The organism is Bradyrhizobium sp. SPXBL-02 (assembly GCF_051853065.1).
Lineage (GTDB): Bacteria > Pseudomonadota > Alphaproteobacteria > Rhizobiales > Xanthobacteraceae > Bradyrhizobium.
Map to the genome: position 1 here is coordinate 328656 of NZ_CP182474.1, position 14656 is coordinate 343311.

Sequence of the window (14656 nt, forward strand, 5' to 3'; positions counted from 1 at the left end):
TAAATCGGTCCTGAATCAGCCTGGCGGCGGCACGTTGGCGAGATACCAGTCGCGCAGATGGGCGAGCGCGGGATGGGCCAGCGAACGCTGGAGATAGGTCCAGATCCGCGGCTGGTGGCGCAGATAATGCGGCTTGCCGTCGCGGCGGTTGAGCCGGGCGAAGGTGCCGAGCAGGCGCGTGTTCCGCTGCGCCGACATGATCGCGTAGAGCTCGGCGAAGCCGGCGGCGTCGAAGCTCGAATCTTGCGCCCGCCGCGCCTTGATGTAGCGCGACAGCAGCGTCAGCTCGATGCTCTCGGGCACGTCGATGCGGGCGTCCTGGAGCAGCGACACCACGTCGTAGGATTGCGGCCCCAGCACGGTGTCCTGGAAATCGATCACGCCGACGCGTTCGATGCCGCTGTGCTGCCCGAGCCAGATCAGATTGGGCGAGTGATAGTCGCGGATGATCCACGTCTTCGGCGCCGCCAACGGCCCCTTCAGCAATTCGCGCCACATCGCAAAAAATTCCGCGCGCGTCGCCTCGCTCAGCGGCGCGTTGCGATCAGGCAGATACCATTCCGGCATCAATCCGATTTCGATCAGCAGCGCCTCGACGTCGAAGACGGGAATCGCGTAGGTCTGCCCGTGCAGCGGCAGTGTCTCCGGCAGCGCCTTGCCGTGCAGCATCGCCAGCACGTCGGTCGCGGCTTCGTAGCGCTCGAGAATCGGTCGCGGCGGATCGCCCTCGATCACGCCCTCGCTGCCGAAATCCTCGGTGATCAGGAAGCCATGGTCGAGATCGGAATGGTGGATGGCCGGCGCCGAGATTCCCTGCGCGCGCAGACCTTCATCGATGGCGACGAAAGGCTTCACGTTCTCGGCCAGATGCACCGCGGCGCTGTAGGATTTTCCGTCGTAGAGCGCGGCGCCATCGGGGCGCTGCGGAAAGTTCATGAGGATGACGATTTCCTCATCGCGCACGAGCCGCGCATAGGAGCGCGTCGAGGCGTCGCCGGCCATGCGCTTGCGCATCGCATCGATGTAACCGGATGCGTCGAGGAATTCGCGCAGCGCCTTCAGCCGCGCGACTTGCGCGGCGCCCTTGCCATGGCCGGTGATGTCGGCGGCACGTGCGTTCGCGCCCAGCGCCGGCCGGTGCGTCAGCGCGATGTCGATGCGGTCCTCGGGCATTGCCGACGGGGCGCGCTCGGGCCATTCGATCAGCACCAGCGTGGCATCGGGCAGCGGCGACAGCCCGATCTCCTCGAGCTCGCTCTCGTCCTCGACACGGTAGAGATCGGCATGCAGCACCGGGAAGGGCGGCAGCTCGTAGCCCTGCACCAGCGTGAAGGTCGGGCTCGGCACTTCCAGCGCGTCATCGCCGGCGAGATAGCGGATCAGGCTGCGCGCCGCCGCAGTCTTGCCGGCGCCGAGATCGCCGGTGAGGGTGATGACGTCCCCGGGACCGATCAGCAGCGCGAGGTCGGCCATCAATTGCGCCGTGGCCGTCTCGTTGTGAAGCGCGACGGCGAATGTGGTTGTTTCCGTCATTCGGCGGCGTCGCGGTGCGCCGCCTGGTCGGTCGGGAAGTCGCAGATCACGACCGTGCCGCGGCCGACGATCGAATCCACCCGCACCTTGCCGCCATGCAGCTCGACGAAGGAGCGCACCAGCGACAGGCCGAGCCCGGCGCCGCGATGACGCGAGCCCTGCGAGCGGCTTTCGAACCAGTTGAACACCTTGTCCTTCATGTCGGCAGGTATTCCAGGGCCCGAATCTGTCACGGTGAAGACCACGCTGCGGTCGGTGCGCCGGGCGCTGATGCCGACGGTGGAATCCTGTGGAGAAAACCCGACGGCGTTGGCGAGGAGGTTATAGAGCACCTGCACCACGCGCTTCTCGTCGCCGACGAAGCTGCCGACATCGGGCGCGATCTCGACCTTGAGGCGGATGCGGTCGGTGGCGAGCCGGTCCTGGATGCCCTCGGCGGCAAGCTCGATGGCCTTGCTGACATCGACCTGCCCGAGTTCCAGCTTCATCGCGCCGGCGTCGATGGTGGCGAGATCGAGGATGTTGTTGGTGAGCGCGAGCAGCGCGTTGGTCGATTTGGTGACGTAGTCGAGATATTCGGCCTGCTTCGGCGTCAGCGGTCCGGTCGAGGGATCGCTGAGGAAATGCGCAAAGCCGATGATGGTGGTGAGCGGCGAGCGCAGCTCGTAGGAGACGTGGTGGACGAAATCCACCTTCATCTGGTCGGCCGCCTCCAGCGCCTCGTTGCGCTCGCGCAGCGCGCGCTCGACATTCTCGGTGTCGGTGATGTCCTGGAACGTCAGCATGGTGGCGCCGTCGGGCAGCGGCCGGATCATGCCGTCGAGCACGCTGCCGTCCTTGCGTTCCAGCTTCAGCGGCACGTCCGCGCGGTTCTCGATCGAGGTGATGGCCTCGCGGATCTGGCGCCAGACTTGCGGATCGTCGAACAGCTGATGGCACCAGCCTTCCACGGTCTGGATGTGCGGCTCGTCGCGCATGGCATCGCTCGACAGCTTCCACATCCGGACGAAGGCCGGATTGAACAGCTGCGCCTTGCCGTTGCTGCCGAACACCGCGACGCCTTCGGCGAGACTGTCCAGCGTCTCGCGCTGGACGCGGATCAGGCCGTCGAAGCGGCGGGCGAGGTCGAGGCTTTCGGTGACGTCGTCGAACAGATAGGTCACACCGCCCTCGGGGTTCGGCGTGGTGACGACCGAGAGCGCGCGGCCGTCGGGCAGGAACCAGGTGTCCTTGGCCGTCTCGACCGCGCGATAGGCCTCGTGCAGCTTGGCTTTCCAGGCGCGGAAATCCGGCTGCTCCGGCAGCTTGCGCGCGGCGCGGAGCTGGTCGAGCACGCTGGAATCGTCCGGATGGGCGTCGAGGAAGTTGCGATCGAGATCCCACAGCCGGCGATAGGAATCGTTGTAGAAGGCAAGGCGCCGCTGGCCGTCGAACACGGCAACGCCGGAGGAGAGCTGGTCGAGCGTGCGGCGGTGCGCCTCCGCCATGCGCACCAGCGCCGAGCTCAGCGCATCCGCCTCGCTGGCATCGATGGCGACGCCGACGCTGCCGCTGCCGACATTGACGGCGCGCACGTCGTAGATGCGCCGCTCGCCGCCGACCACGATCGGCAGCCGCGAGGTGAAATTGGCGGCGTCCTTCAGCCCTCGCTCCATCGCGGTGCGGTCGGCGCTGTCGAGCAGCTCGAGCTTGCGCTCCTGGGCATCGATGGCGCTGGTCGCCTCGGTGGCGCGCACATAGGCCGGGTTGGCGTAGGTCAGCGCGCCGTTCTCCCCCTTTGCCCAGATCGGCCACGGCGCGGCCGCGGCAAAGCCGCGAAGCATCTCGGTCTCGTCGGAGAGTGCCTTGTAACGCAGATGGGTCTCGGCGAGATCGCGGCGCAGTCCGGACAGCTCGCGAATGCGGACGATGGCCTGGCCGCCGATGGCGCGCCCGATCGCTTCCAGCATATGGCCTTGCGCGGTGGTCAGCGTCAGCTGGAACCCGTCGCCGCGCTCGCGCAATGCGTCGACCGCATGGTCCATCTGCAGCGCCGGTTCCGGCGGCAGCCAGGTTCCGAACGCCAGCACGCGCTGCGGCGAGGAATCGCGCGGCAGCACCAACGCGATGTCGCCGGAAATCTGCGCGCGGTTGTCGCCGGCCGGCCACGAGATCAGGATCTGCGGCTCGGCGAACAGCAGCGCGCCGAAGCGGTCGGCCTGGAGCTGAAGTTCCCCGATCCGGGCGCGCAGCCGCGCCTCGTTCGTCGCCGTGCGCACCCGCGTGCGCATCAACAGGATCGCGGCCACCACCGAAAAGCCGAGCAGGGCCAGCGCGGTGGCGAGCACCGCGAGTTCCTGCCGGTTCAAATCCATCACGAGGGAAAGGGTGTCGATGAGGTCGGCGGCCTTTGCCGGCGCAGCCGGCAGCAGCGCTGCGAGAGCGCCTCCCACCAAGCCGTTGCGCGCCAGCGATGTGCACGACAGCAGCGTCCGACGCATCGACACGATCACGCCTGACATAGTTGCCCCAAGACCGCACGAATTGACGCGCGGCGACCCCCGTCGCGCGCGAATCAAAAGACAATACCCTCACCGCGACTCCGCCGGTAAGAGTCCAGATCGTGAACGCAAAGGCGGGTCCCAAAAAAGTGCCCCGCGCGTTGTTCCGGCTCACGTGATTCTGCGGATGATTCGGCTGGGATTGCCGTGCGTTACCGTGTCATGCGGATTGCCTGCCACGATGGCGGTGCGCTCCCTCCCCCCTTGCGGGGGAGGGCTGGGGAGAGGGTGTCTCCGCAACGGGACATCCCCAAGAGGATAGAGCCCTCACCCGCAAGCGGGAGAGGCAAGAAAGCTAGCGCCCGGTCGAGCCGAAGCCGCCGGCGCCGCGATCGGTCGCGGACAAGGTGGCGACGGGAACCAGCGCGGCCTGCAGCACCGGCGCGATCACCATCTGGGCGATGCGTTCGCCGCGCTTGATCACGAAGGGCGTGGTGCCGTGATTGATCAAGATCACCTTGATCTCGCCGCGGTAGTCCGCATCGATCGTGCCCGGCGAATTCAGCACGGTGACTCCGTGCTTGGCCGCCAGCCCCGAACGCGGCCGCACCTGTGCCTCGTGCCCGGGCGGCAAGGCGATCGCGAGGCCGGTCGGCACCAGAGCGTATTGGCCTGGTGCGAGCGTCATGGGCTCGTTGTCCGGCACCGCGGCCATCAGATCGAGGCCGGCGGCCTCGCTGGTCTGATAGGCCGGCAGCGGCAGCCCTTCAGCGTGGGCGAGGCGTTGCAGCTCGACGGTAACCTTCGTGCTCAAGATGCCGACTCCAGGGATTTGCCGGTCACGCTTTTCGCGATCTGCGCGACCAGTTCGATGGCGACCTGTTCCTTGGTCATCGCCGGCCAGGAATCAACTGCAATCTCGCCGTCCTGCGCGCCGTTCTTGCGGCTGAGCAGGTGGACCGTGTTGCGGTCGCCGCCCATCACCCCGGTGGCGGGCGAGACGTCGTTGGCGACGATCCAGTCGCAGCCCTTGCGCGCGAATTTTGCCTTGGCGTTGTCGATGAGGTGCTCGGTCTCGGCGGCAAAGCCGATCACGAGCCTCGGGCGCTTGTCGGTGAGCTTGGAGATCGTGGCGAGGATGTCGGGGTTCTCGACGAGCTGAAGCGGCGGCATGCCGGCTGCCGTCTTCTTCAGCTTCTGCTCGCCCTCATTGGCGACGCGCCAATCGGCGACCGCGGCGGCGAAGATCGCGACGTCGGTGGGAAGCGCGGCCTCGACCTGCTCCAGCATCTGCCGCGCCGATTCGACGTGTTTCACTGTCACGCCCGGGGGATCGTCGAGGTCGACCGGACCGCTCACCAGAGTAACCTCGGCGCCCGCGGCCTGCGCGGCGGCGGCAATGGCAAAGCCCTGCTTGCCGGAGGAGCGGTTGGCGATGTAGCGCACCGGGTCGATCGCCTCGTGAGTGGGACCTGCGGTGATCAGCACGCGCTTGCCGGCGAGCGGCTTCGGCATCGGCGGCCGCAGCAGCCGTTCGGCGGCATTGGCGATCTCGATGGCTTCCGACATGCGGCCCGTTCCGGCTTCGCCGGCTTCGGCCATCTCGCCCGCGTTCGGGCCGATCAGCACCACGCCGTCGCGCTGGAGCTGGGCGACGTTGCGGCGCGTCGCCGCGTTGCTCCACATCAGCGGATTCATCGCCGGCGCCAGCAGCACCTTGCGGTTGGTCGCAAGCAGGATGGCGCTGGCGAGATCGTCGGCATGACCGTTCGCCATCTTCGCCAGCAGGTCGGCGGTGGCCGGCGCCACCACGATCAGGTCGCAATCGCGCGCGAGGCGAATATGGCCGGCGTCGAACTCGCTCTGCGGGTCGAACAAATCCGTGTAGACGCGCTCATGCGAGAGTGCGCTCGCGGCCAGCGGCGTCACGAATTGCTGCGCCGCCTTGGTCAGCACGCAGCGCACCTCGATGCGGCGCTCCTTCAACCTTCGGATCAGGTCGAGCGATTTATAAGCCGCGATCCCGCCGCCGATGATCAGGGTGACGCTGGCCTCGGGAAGGGCGCCGGTGCGCTGAGGCGTGGGGGCGGCGGACGCGGCCGGCGGCACCGCAAACGGCGTCAGCGGCTCCTCGCGGCCCTCGATCAGCTCCCGCAGGATGACCCGGACCTCCTCCTCGACCGACCTGTGGTTCTTGGCCGAACGCAGCCGCAGATAGGTTTTGACGGCGTCGTCGAGCTTGCGGATGGTCAGGCTTGCCATGACGCCCTCCGTCAGGGAATGATAGCGATGCTATCATCCGCGTGATTGCAGTGCAATCATAGATTCCGGACGGCGATCAGAATCCCGATGAAGGTCGCGGCGATGATCCAGAGCGCCACGGTGCGCCAGCGGTTCTTGCGGCCCTCGCTGCGCCCCATGGCCGCGATACTCTCGGGCGACAGCCTGATGCCCTCCCGCGTCATGGTCTCGAGCTGCTCGAGAACCTTCACCGACCGCTCGGCGATCTCCGGCATGCGCATCAAGACGCGCGCGATGTCGCCGGTCCCGGCAAGTGCGCCCTGCACCCGGCCGATCGGCCCGAGATTGCGCTCGATCCATTCGCGAACCACGGGGTCGGCAACCCTCCAGATGTCGAGCTTGGGATCGAAGCCGCGCGCCACGCCCTCGACCACCACCATGGTCTTCTGCAGCAGGATCAGCTCGGGCCGCGTCGTCATGTCGAACAGGCCGGTGACCTCGAGCAGCAGCGTGAGCAACCGCGCCATCGAGATCTCCTCGGCGGTGCGATTGTGGATCGGCTCGCCGATGGCGCGGATGGCTTGCGCAAAATTCTCGACCGAATGGTGCGCGGGCACATAGCCGGCCTCGAAATGCACCTCGGCGACGCGGCGATAATCGCGGGTGATGAAGCCGAGCAGGATCTCGGCGAGGAAGCGCCGCTCTTTCATGCCGAGCCGGCCCATGATGCCGAAATCGACCGCGACGAGGCGGCCGGCCTCATCCAGGAACAGATTGCCGGGATGCATGTCGGCGTGGAAGAAGCCGTCGCGCAGCGCGTGGCGCAGGAAGCTCTGGATCACCTTGCGGCCGAGATCGGGCAGATCGACCTGCGCCTCCGCGAGGCGCTTGTGATCGTTCAGCGCGATGCCGTCGATCCACTCCATCGTCAGCACGTTATGCGTGGTGCGGTCCCAGTCGACGGCGGGCACGCGGAAATCGGGATCGTCGCGCGTGTTCTCCGCCATCTCCGACAGCGCGGCAGCCTCTAACCGCAGGTCCATCTCCATCGCGACCGAGCGCGACATGGTGTTGATGACCTCGATCAGGCGCAGGCGCCGCGCCTCGGCCGAATAGGCCTCGGCCTTGTGCGCGACGAAGAAGAAATCCGAGAGATCGCGGCGGAAGCGTGCCGCGACGTTGGGCCTCAGCACCTTGATCGCGACGGGTCTGCGGATGCCGTCGCGCAACACCTCGCCGCGATGCACCTGCGCGATCGAGGCCGCCGCGACCGGCGGGCCGAAGCTCACGAAGACGTCCGTCAGCGGCCGCTCCAACGAGATCGCGATCGTGGCCTTGGCTTCCTCCTGCGGGAACGGCGGCAGGCGGTCCTGCAGGCTTTCGAGATCGCGCGCCATGATGACGCCGACCACGTCGGGACGCGTGGCCAGGAATTGGCCGAGCTTGAGATAGGCCGGGCCCATCCGCGTCAGCGCGCGCGAGATCCGCGGGCCGTGCTTGGCGCCGCGGCGCTCAATGAGGCGCGCCAGCTTCAGCGCGAGCTGTCCCGGCGGCGGCACCAGGCTCGGATCGACCGCGCCGAACACGCCTTCGCGCGCAAACACGAGCGCGGCGCGGATCAGGCGCGCAATGTGGGTGACGGCAGAGATCACAAACGCCAGCCCGAATGCAGTGCGACGATGCCGCCGGAGAGCGTCTGCCAGCTGACGCGGGCAAAGCCGGCCTCGCGGATCATGTCGGCGAAGGCGGCGGGCTTTGGAAACTTGCGGATGGACTCGACGAGATATTGATACGATTCGGCGTCGCCCGTGACCATGCGCCCGAGCGGCGGGATCACCTTGAACGAGAACAGATCATAGAGCTTGTCCAGCCCCGGCATCTCGACGGTGGAGAATTCCAGGCACAGGAAGCGGCTGCCGGGCCTCAGCACGCGATAGGCCTCGCGCAGCGCAAGATCGATCCGTGGCACGTTGCGGATGCCGAATGCGATCGTATAGCCGTCGAAGCTGCGATCGGCAAACCCGAGCGATTCGGCATTGCCTTCGACGAAAGCGACCTGGGTGTCGAGATGGCGCTTGGCGGCGCGCTCCCGCCCCACAGCCAGCATGTCCGAATTGATGTCGCACACCGTGGCGTGGAAGCCGGGGCCGGCTGCCTTGGCGGCACGGAACGAGATGTCGCCGGTGCCGCCGGCGACGTCGAGCAGCGCGAACGCCCGGTCGCTCCTGGGCGGATCCAGCGCGGTGATCATGATGTCCTTCCAGACCCGGTGCAGGCCACCGGACATCAGGTCGTTCATCAGGTCATAGCGCGACGCCACGCTGTGAAACACATCGTTCACCAGCGTCTGCTTGTCCCCGAGGGGAACGTCCCTGAAGCCAAAATGCGTGGTTTCGCCCGGCCGATCCATTACTCTACTCCACAGGGCGGACCATAGCCTGCCCGCCGCAATGGCGCTATCACACCGCCCTCATAAGGTGAATGCCTGACCATGCCTGAATTGCCCGAAGTCGAGACCGTCCGCCGCGGCCTTCAGCCCGTGATGGAGGGTGCGAAAATCCTCAATGCGGAGGCCCGCCGGCCGGATTTACGCTTTCCGTTCCAGCCCGATTTCGTGGCCCGGCTCAAGGGGCAGGTCGTCACGGGGCTCGGGCGCCGGGCAAAATATCTCATGGCCGATCTCGCCTCCGGCGACGTGCTCTTGATGCATCTGGGCATGTCGGGCTCGTTCCGCGTCATCAAGCCGGACGACGAGGCTCAGCCCGGCGAGTTTCACTATCCGAAGGCCAAGGACTCCGCGCACGATCACGTGCTGTTTCGGATGTCCTCAGGCGCCGACATCGTCTTCAACGATCCGCGCCGCTTCGGCTACATGAAAGTGATCGCGCGCAACGCGCTCGAAGACGAGCCGCTGCTGCGCGGCCTCGGCCCCGAGCCGCTCGGCAATGAATTCGACGCGGCGATGCTGGCGCGCTCTTGCCACGGCAAGACCACCAGCCTGAAGGCCGCGCTGCTCGACCAGCGCGTGGTGGCCGGGCTCGGAAACATCTATGTCTGCGAGGCGCTGCACCGCTCGCATCTGTCGCCGCGGCGCATTGCTGCGACGCTGTCGACCAAGGCCGGACAACGTAAGGGCGTTGCCGGGGGCGAGCCGACGGATCATGCCAAGAGACTGGTCGGTGCGATCCACACCGTGCTGAACGACGCGATCAAGGCCGGCGGCTCCAGCTTGCGCGATCACCGCCAGACCACGGGTGAGCTCGGCTATTTCCAGCACTCGTTCAAGGTCTACGACCGCGAAGGCGAAACATGCACGACGCCGCGCTGCGGCGGCACGATCAAGCGGTTCGTGCAGAACGGCCGCTCGACCTTCTGGTGCCCGAAATGTCAGAAGTGATATCAATCGCAGCCAAAAGGCTGTGAGTCTCTGCAAGACGACGATCCCACCACGCCGACATTGCGAGCGCAGCGAAGCAATCCAGAATCCCTCCGCGGCGACAATCTGGATTGCTTCGCTGCGCTCGCAATGACGCGTGGAGAGAGCTTCCCTCAGAGCGCGAGGCGAAGCAATCCGGCCGTGGCCGGACTGCTTCGTCGCTTGGGCTCTTTCAGCGGATGGCGAAGCGCCCGATTGTCGCCCGAGCGATCGCCCCGCTCAGGACGCCAGTGTCGTGGTCTCGTCCGCCGCAAGCTCGCTGGCGACGTGCAGCATGCCGTGGGCAGCCGAGATGACCTGGTCGATCAGGACATCGGTGGTGGCTTCAAGCTCGAGCCGAGTCTCGATCCAGCGCCAGAGGCCGCGGATCTCGTCCGCCGATTTGCCGTTCGGCGCGAATTCGCTCACGGCAAGGCCGCTGGCGAGTGCGTCCTGGTGATCGTTGCGCATCACGATCAGCGGACGCGCGAGCACCTCAGCAAGGTCGAGCGCGGCTTCCTCGGCGAGCGCGGTCGCGGCGTTGTCGATGCGCTGGCCGCGGATCGGCGTCTGGTTCAGCACGAAGCTGTAGGGCCGCTTCCAGGCGCGGGCGACGCTGAGCGTCGAGACGGTCGCCTCGATGTCGGCGACGCTGGGACGGGCCGGGATCAGGCAGAGGTCGGAATGGCGGATCGCGGCGGTGGTGGCGGCGCTGAGGCCGGCCGCGGTGTCGACGATCGCGAGCTGGAGGCCGCTATCGGCCAGCATCTTCAGGCGCGGCGCGATATCGGCTGCGTGATAGATCGGCTCGACGACGAGATCGTCGGTAGAGCGGCGGCGCTGCCAGTTGGAGAGGGTGCCCTGCGGGTCGGTCTCGATCAGGCGGACGGTGAAGCCGGCCTGCTTGGCGGCCAGCGCGAGGCCGATGGCGAGCGTGCTCTTGCCGCTGCCGCCCTTTTGGGTGGCCAGTACGATCGTATGCATTGAAGATCAATCCTTTGGAGTGCTGGGTCAGGGATACGCCACGCGAACGTGCATCGCTTCTGGATGCTGAGCGCTTCTCGCTCAGGACGTGCCGGCCCGATCCAAAGGGGATCGCGGAGGTCCGAATCAACGGTAAGGATGATGGCGGAATCGCGAATTCCAGCGAATCCGTACCACTACCGGCTCCGTAGTCGTACGTAAGCGCATGGGCAACCGTGCCCCGGACAAAGCGCAGCGCGAAAGCGATGCACTGCAGAGCCGGGGCCCAGAGGGCAACAAGCGCGACTGTTGCTGATATGGGTCCCGGCTCAGCGGAGCGGCATTGCATGCCGCATCGCGTCCGGGACACGCGAGAGTAGTGCGCTCGCGCGGCCTACTTCCGCACGCAGATGACGCGCACGACGGAAGCCTTGGCGTCCGCCGACGCGCCATTCGCCGCGACCCCGTTCGCCTTCAGGAATCCGCGCACCGCCTCTGCCGAGACCATCAAAGCCTGTGACGCCGGTACCGATGTCGCAGGCCCTGCGACCATGGCCGGCTTCAGCAGCGCGATGCCGGCGAACCTGCCGTCGGCGTCGACGGCCGGGCTGCCGGAGAAGCCAACCGCCGGCGGCGGCGAGAGCGCGGAATTGCTGCCCGTCACCGGCGCCAGCGCGGCCTTGAGGCTCGACACGCCGGCCGCGCCGCCCTGGCTTTGCGGATCGGCGATGCCGACGACATCGACATTGGTCTTCACGGCCCCGCCGGCGAGGCTGAGCGGTCGCAACCCGCGCGCGCCGTAGATGTGCAGCAGCGCCAGATCATGCTCCTTGTCCTCGGCGAGACGGTCGGCGCTGCCATGGCCCGCGATCGTGATCGCAAGGCAGCCGTCGGTGACGAGGCGGTCGGTGACAATCGCGCCGTCCTCGCTGACGACGATGCCGGTGCCGTATTCGACGGTCTTGCGCGGCGGCGGCCCGGCCAGTGGTCCCGACGGAAACGCGTTGAACGCGCTCGACATCGCGATCACGACCGGCTCGACAGTATTCTCTGTCGCCTGGTCGTAGAGGATCGTCATGGTGCGGACCTCGTCGCCCCTAAAGGTGCCGCGGACGTAGAATTTCTTCAGGCCCTGCAAGCCCGACAGCACGAAGAAGTCGGGCTTCACCACGGTGTAATCGACCTTGCGCCCGGACGGCTCCTTCTCGAGCTCGGCGAGCTTTGCAGAGGTCGGGTTCGCCTCCTTGCGGCGGCTGAGAACCACCTGCACCGTCCCTGTCGGCGAGGTCCATTTCGAGCCATTGGCGTCGCTTGCCTGCTGCGGCACCAGCTTGCCGGGAATGCCGAGCCGGGCGCCGCTGGTCGGCTCCGTCACGATCTTCCAGCCGACGCTCCCCTGCTTCTTTCGCGCCGTCTCGGCGAGCGCGGCGCGCTCCTGCGGATTGAGCACGCCAGTCGGCTTGCCGCCCTTGGTCTTCTGGTATTCCTTGATGGCGTTGACCATGCGCTCGCTGACGTCGCCGGTGATGGCGCCGTTATACTGGCCGACCCAGGCGAGGTCGGACTGGAGCGCCAGCCGCTCCGCCTTTGCCATGGCATCGGCGGTCGCCGACGGCGTCTGCATTGCGGGAGGCTGGATCGGGACGGTCTGGACCGTTTTCGGCTTGGTGCCGGCGACTTGCGACGTGGTCATCTGGGCATGCGCGCCCGTGGCGGCTGCAAACACCAAGGTTGCCGCAAGCATCGATCTCATGACAAATCCAGCCAGCCCATTGAACGTCAAGACATTGAAAAGCATGCCATTGAAGCACATCTCGTTGGTCGCGAACAACTTAGCGGTGGTTCAGGCCCAAGGTCGAGCCGTGTACACAGGTCCTCATCCTGAGGAGCGGCCTCAAGGCCGCGTCTCGAAGGATGGCCCCAGGTGAGATCGGGGCCTTCATGGTTCGAGACGCGCGTTCCGCGCTCCTCACCATGAGGATCGAAAGCGAGCGCTTGGTAGGAGAGGCGTACGACGATGCTGAGCCCGGACGAACTCGAACGCTATGCCCGCCACATCGTGTTGCGTGATGTCGGCGGTCCCGGCCAGGCCGCGCTGAAGCGGGCCTCGGTGCTGGTGATCGGCGCCGGCGGGCTCGGCGCGCCCGCTTTGATGTATCTGGCCGCCGCCGGCGTCGGCACGCTCGGCGTTGTCGACGACGACGTGGTGTCGCTGTCCAACCTGCAGCGCCAGGTGATCCACACGACGCCCGACATCGGCCGGCACAAGGTCGAGAGCGCGGCCGAGCGGATCGCGGCGCTCAATCCACACGTCCGCTTCGTCGGTCACGCCACCTGGCTCAACGCCGACAATGCGCTCGGCCTGATCGGCGATTACGATCTCGTGCTCGACGGCTCCGACAATTTCTCGACGCGTTATCTCGTCTCCGACGCCTGCTTCTTCGCCAAGCGGCCGCTGATCACCGCGGCGCTCGGCACCTTCGACGGCTCGCTCACCACCATCCGTGCCCACGAGACGAACGAGCAGGGCGAGTTCAACCCGACCTATCGCTGCCTGTTTCCCGAAGCGCCGCCGCCCGGCACCGTGCCCGCCTGTGCGGAAGCCGGCGTCATGGGCGCGCTCGCCGGCGTGCTCGGCTCGATGATGGCACTCGAAGCAATCCGCGAGATCGTCGGCTTTGGTGACGGCCTGGTCGGCCGCCTCCTGATGATCGACGCGCGCGCGATGCGTTTCGAGACGCTGCGCTATGCGCGCGATCCCGCCAATCCGCTCAATGGCGATGGGCCTGTGATCACCGATCTCAGCGCCCATCGCACCTGATTGCGGCCGTTACGCCTTACAGCATGCTCGGCAGCACGCGGTCCGGCGGCTTGTGGGCGTCGAGGAAGGTGCGGATGTTGATGATCACCTTCTCGCCCATCTCGACGCGGCCTTCGATCGTGGCCGAGCCCATATGCGGCAGCAGCGTCACCTTGCCGGCCTTGGCGAGCCGCACCAGTTTTGGATTCACCGCGGGTTCGTGCTCGTAGACGTCGAGGCCGGCGCCGCCGATCTCGCCGCCCTCGATCAGCTTGATCAGCGTGTCCTCGTCGGTGACCTCGCCGCGCGCAGTGTTGACGATATAGGCGTCCTTGCGGATCAGCTTCAGCCGCCGCGCCGAGAGCAGGTGATAGGTCGCCGGCGTGTGCGGACAGTTCACCGAGATGATGTCCATCCGCGCCAGCATCTGGTCGAGGCTTTCCCAATACGTCGCGCCAAGCTCCTCGGCGATCACGGGGGCGACGGGACGGCGGTTGTGATAGTGGATCTGCAGGCCGAAGGCCCGGGCGCGGCGCGCCACCGCCTGGCCGATGCGGCCCATGCCGATGATGCCGAGGCGTTTGCCCCCGATGCGGTGGCCGAGCATCCAGGTCGGCGACCAGCCGGCCCAGGGCTTGCCGTCGGTCAGGATCGAGGCGCCTTCGATCATTCGCCGGGGCACCGCCAGGATCAGCGCCATGGTCATGTCGGCGGTGTCTTCGGTCAGGACCTTCGGCGTGTTGGTGACGGTGATGCCGCGGGCATGGGCGGCTGTGACGTCGATATTGTCGACGCCGTTGCCGAAATTGGCGATCAGGCGGAGCTTGCAGTCGGGCTGATTCACGACCTCGGCACTGATATGGTCGGTCACGGTCGGAACCAGCACGTCGGCGGTGCGGGCGGCTTCCGCGATCTGCTCGGGCGACATCGGCGTGTCGTCGAGATTGATCCGCGCGTCGAACAGCTCGCGCATCCGCGTCTCGATCGAATCCGGCAGCTTGCGCGTCACCACGACGAGGGGCTTTTTCTTCACCGACATGTCCTGCTCTCATGAGACATCGCAGGCCGCCTCTGTCGCCAAAGGCCGGTCGTTGAGGCCTCATTAACCCGGTTGTTCGACACTGCCCTTGCCGTGTCCGTCCCCGGCGTTTCCTCCAAGCTCACCCGACATTTCCGGCCGGAAAATCGGGGCCAATTGGTTGCTCAAGTGCCCGTTCTCTCTAG

General features: G+C 66.7%; 11 protein-coding genes. 2 read left to right on the top strand and 9 right to left on the bottom strand.

Translation table 11 applies throughout. The annotated features are described in order from the left end of the window. Window positions 1–15: 15 nt before the first annotated feature. The 6 genes from tsaE to ubiE form a co-directional block, all read right to left on the bottom strand. On the bottom strand, window positions 16–1533 hold the full coding sequence (gene tsaE, locus ACNJYD_RS01545) for a tRNA (adenosine(37)-N6)-threonylcarbamoyltransferase complex ATPase subunit type 1 TsaE (protein ID WP_439365141.1): 1518 nt from the start codon (window positions 1531–1533) through the stop codon (window positions 16–18). Continuing rightward, window positions 1530–4034 (bottom strand): ATP-binding protein, encoded by a 2505-nt coding sequence (locus tag ACNJYD_RS01550; protein ID WP_439365142.1) that lies wholly within the window; start codon window positions 4032–4034, stop codon window positions 1530–1532. Before ACNJYD_RS01550 ends, tsaE begins: the two co-directional genes overlap by 4 nt. Window positions 4035–4368: 334 nt before the next feature. Beyond that, on the bottom strand, window positions 4369–4827 hold the full coding sequence (gene dut, locus ACNJYD_RS01555; RefSeq protein ID WP_212257714.1) for a dUTP diphosphatase: 459 nt from the start codon (window positions 4825–4827) through the stop codon (window positions 4369–4371). Continuing rightward, window positions 4824–6275 carry a bifunctional phosphopantothenoylcysteine decarboxylase/phosphopantothenate--cysteine ligase CoaBC gene (gene coaBC, locus ACNJYD_RS01560; protein ID WP_439365143.1) on the bottom strand — a complete coding sequence of 484 codons (1452 nt, stop codon included), beginning with the start codon at window positions 6273–6275 and terminating at the stop codon, window positions 4824–4826. Before coaBC ends, dut begins: the two co-directional genes overlap by 4 nt. Before the next feature lie 56 nt (window positions 6276–6331). Next, a complete protein-coding gene (ubiB, locus tag ACNJYD_RS01565; protein WP_212257712.1) occupies window positions 6332–7906 on the bottom strand; it encodes a 2-polyprenylphenol 6-hydroxylase in 1575 nt (524 codons plus the stop codon). Further along, entirely contained in the window at window positions 7903–8664 is a 762-nt protein-coding gene (gene ubiE, locus ACNJYD_RS01570) for a bifunctional demethylmenaquinone methyltransferase/2-methoxy-6-polyprenyl-1,4-benzoquinol methylase UbiE (RefSeq protein WP_439365144.1), read from the bottom strand. Before ubiE ends, ubiB begins: the two co-directional genes overlap by 4 nt. 81 nt (window positions 8665–8745) lie before the next feature. Between ubiE and mutM the strand changes: the two genes are divergently transcribed. Continuing rightward, a complete protein-coding gene (gene mutM / locus ACNJYD_RS01575) occupies window positions 8746–9651 on the top strand; it encodes a bifunctional DNA-formamidopyrimidine glycosylase/DNA-(apurinic or apyrimidinic site) lyase (RefSeq protein WP_439365145.1) in 906 nt (301 codons plus the stop codon). 258 nt (window positions 9652–9909) lie between these two features. On the opposite strand, the gene ACNJYD_RS01580 is transcribed toward mutM, so the two are convergent. Together ACNJYD_RS01580 and ACNJYD_RS01585 are read right to left on the bottom strand one after the other, a co-directional pair. Then, window positions 9910–10653, bottom strand: coding sequence for a ParA family protein (locus ACNJYD_RS01580; protein ID WP_172788585.1), 744 nt, complete (start codon window positions 10651–10653; stop codon window positions 9910–9912). 373 nt (window positions 10654–11026) lie between these two features. Further along, window positions 11027–12385, bottom strand: a complete 1359-nt coding sequence (locus ACNJYD_RS01585; protein ID WP_439365146.1) for a serine protease — start codon at window positions 12383–12385, stop codon at window positions 11027–11029. A gap of 264 nt (window positions 12386–12649) precedes the next feature. Between ACNJYD_RS01585 and ACNJYD_RS01590 the strand changes: the two genes are divergently transcribed. Then, on the top strand, window positions 12650–13453 hold the full coding sequence (locus tag ACNJYD_RS01590) for a HesA/MoeB/ThiF family protein (RefSeq protein ID WP_439365147.1): 804 nt from the start codon (window positions 12650–12652) through the stop codon (window positions 13451–13453). 16 nt (window positions 13454–13469) lie between these two features. On the opposite strand, the gene ACNJYD_RS01595 is transcribed toward ACNJYD_RS01590, so the two are convergent. Next, window positions 13470–14471: a 2-hydroxyacid dehydrogenase gene (locus tag ACNJYD_RS01595; RefSeq protein ID WP_172788582.1), complete on the bottom strand. Its 1002-nt coding sequence runs from the start codon at window positions 14469–14471 to the stop codon at window positions 13470–13472. Between the last annotated feature and the right edge of the window lie 185 nt (window positions 14472–14656).

Coding starts and splice junctions, on each gene's coding strand:
- tsaE (WP_439365141.1), bottom strand. CDS start 1,533: ATGACGGAAACAACCACATTCGCCGTCGCGCTTCACAACGAGACGGCC.
- ACNJYD_RS01595 (WP_172788582.1), bottom strand. CDS start 14,471: ATGTCGGTGAAGAAAAAGCCCCTCGTCGTGGTGACGCGCAAGCTGCCG.
- coaBC (WP_439365143.1), bottom strand. CDS start 6,275: ATGGCAAGCCTGACCATCCGCAAGCTCGACGACGCCGTCAAAACCTAT.
- ACNJYD_RS01585 (WP_439365146.1), bottom strand. CDS start 12,385: ATGAGATCGATGCTTGCGGCAACCTTGGTGTTTGCAGCCGCCACGGGC.
- mutM (WP_439365145.1), top strand. CDS start 8,746: ATGCCTGAATTGCCCGAAGTCGAGACCGTCCGCCGCGGCCTTCAGCCC.
- ACNJYD_RS01550 (WP_439365142.1), bottom strand. CDS start 4,034: ATGTCAGGCGTGATCGTGTCGATGCGTCGGACGCTGCTGTCGTGCACA.
- ACNJYD_RS01590 (WP_439365147.1), top strand. CDS start 12,650: ATGCTGAGCCCGGACGAACTCGAACGCTATGCCCGCCACATCGTGTTG.
- ACNJYD_RS01580 (WP_172788585.1), bottom strand. CDS start 10,653: ATGCATACGATCGTACTGGCCACCCAAAAGGGCGGCAGCGGCAAGAGC.
- ubiE (WP_439365144.1), bottom strand. CDS start 8,664: ATGGATCGGCCGGGCGAAACCACGCATTTTGGCTTCAGGGACGTTCCC.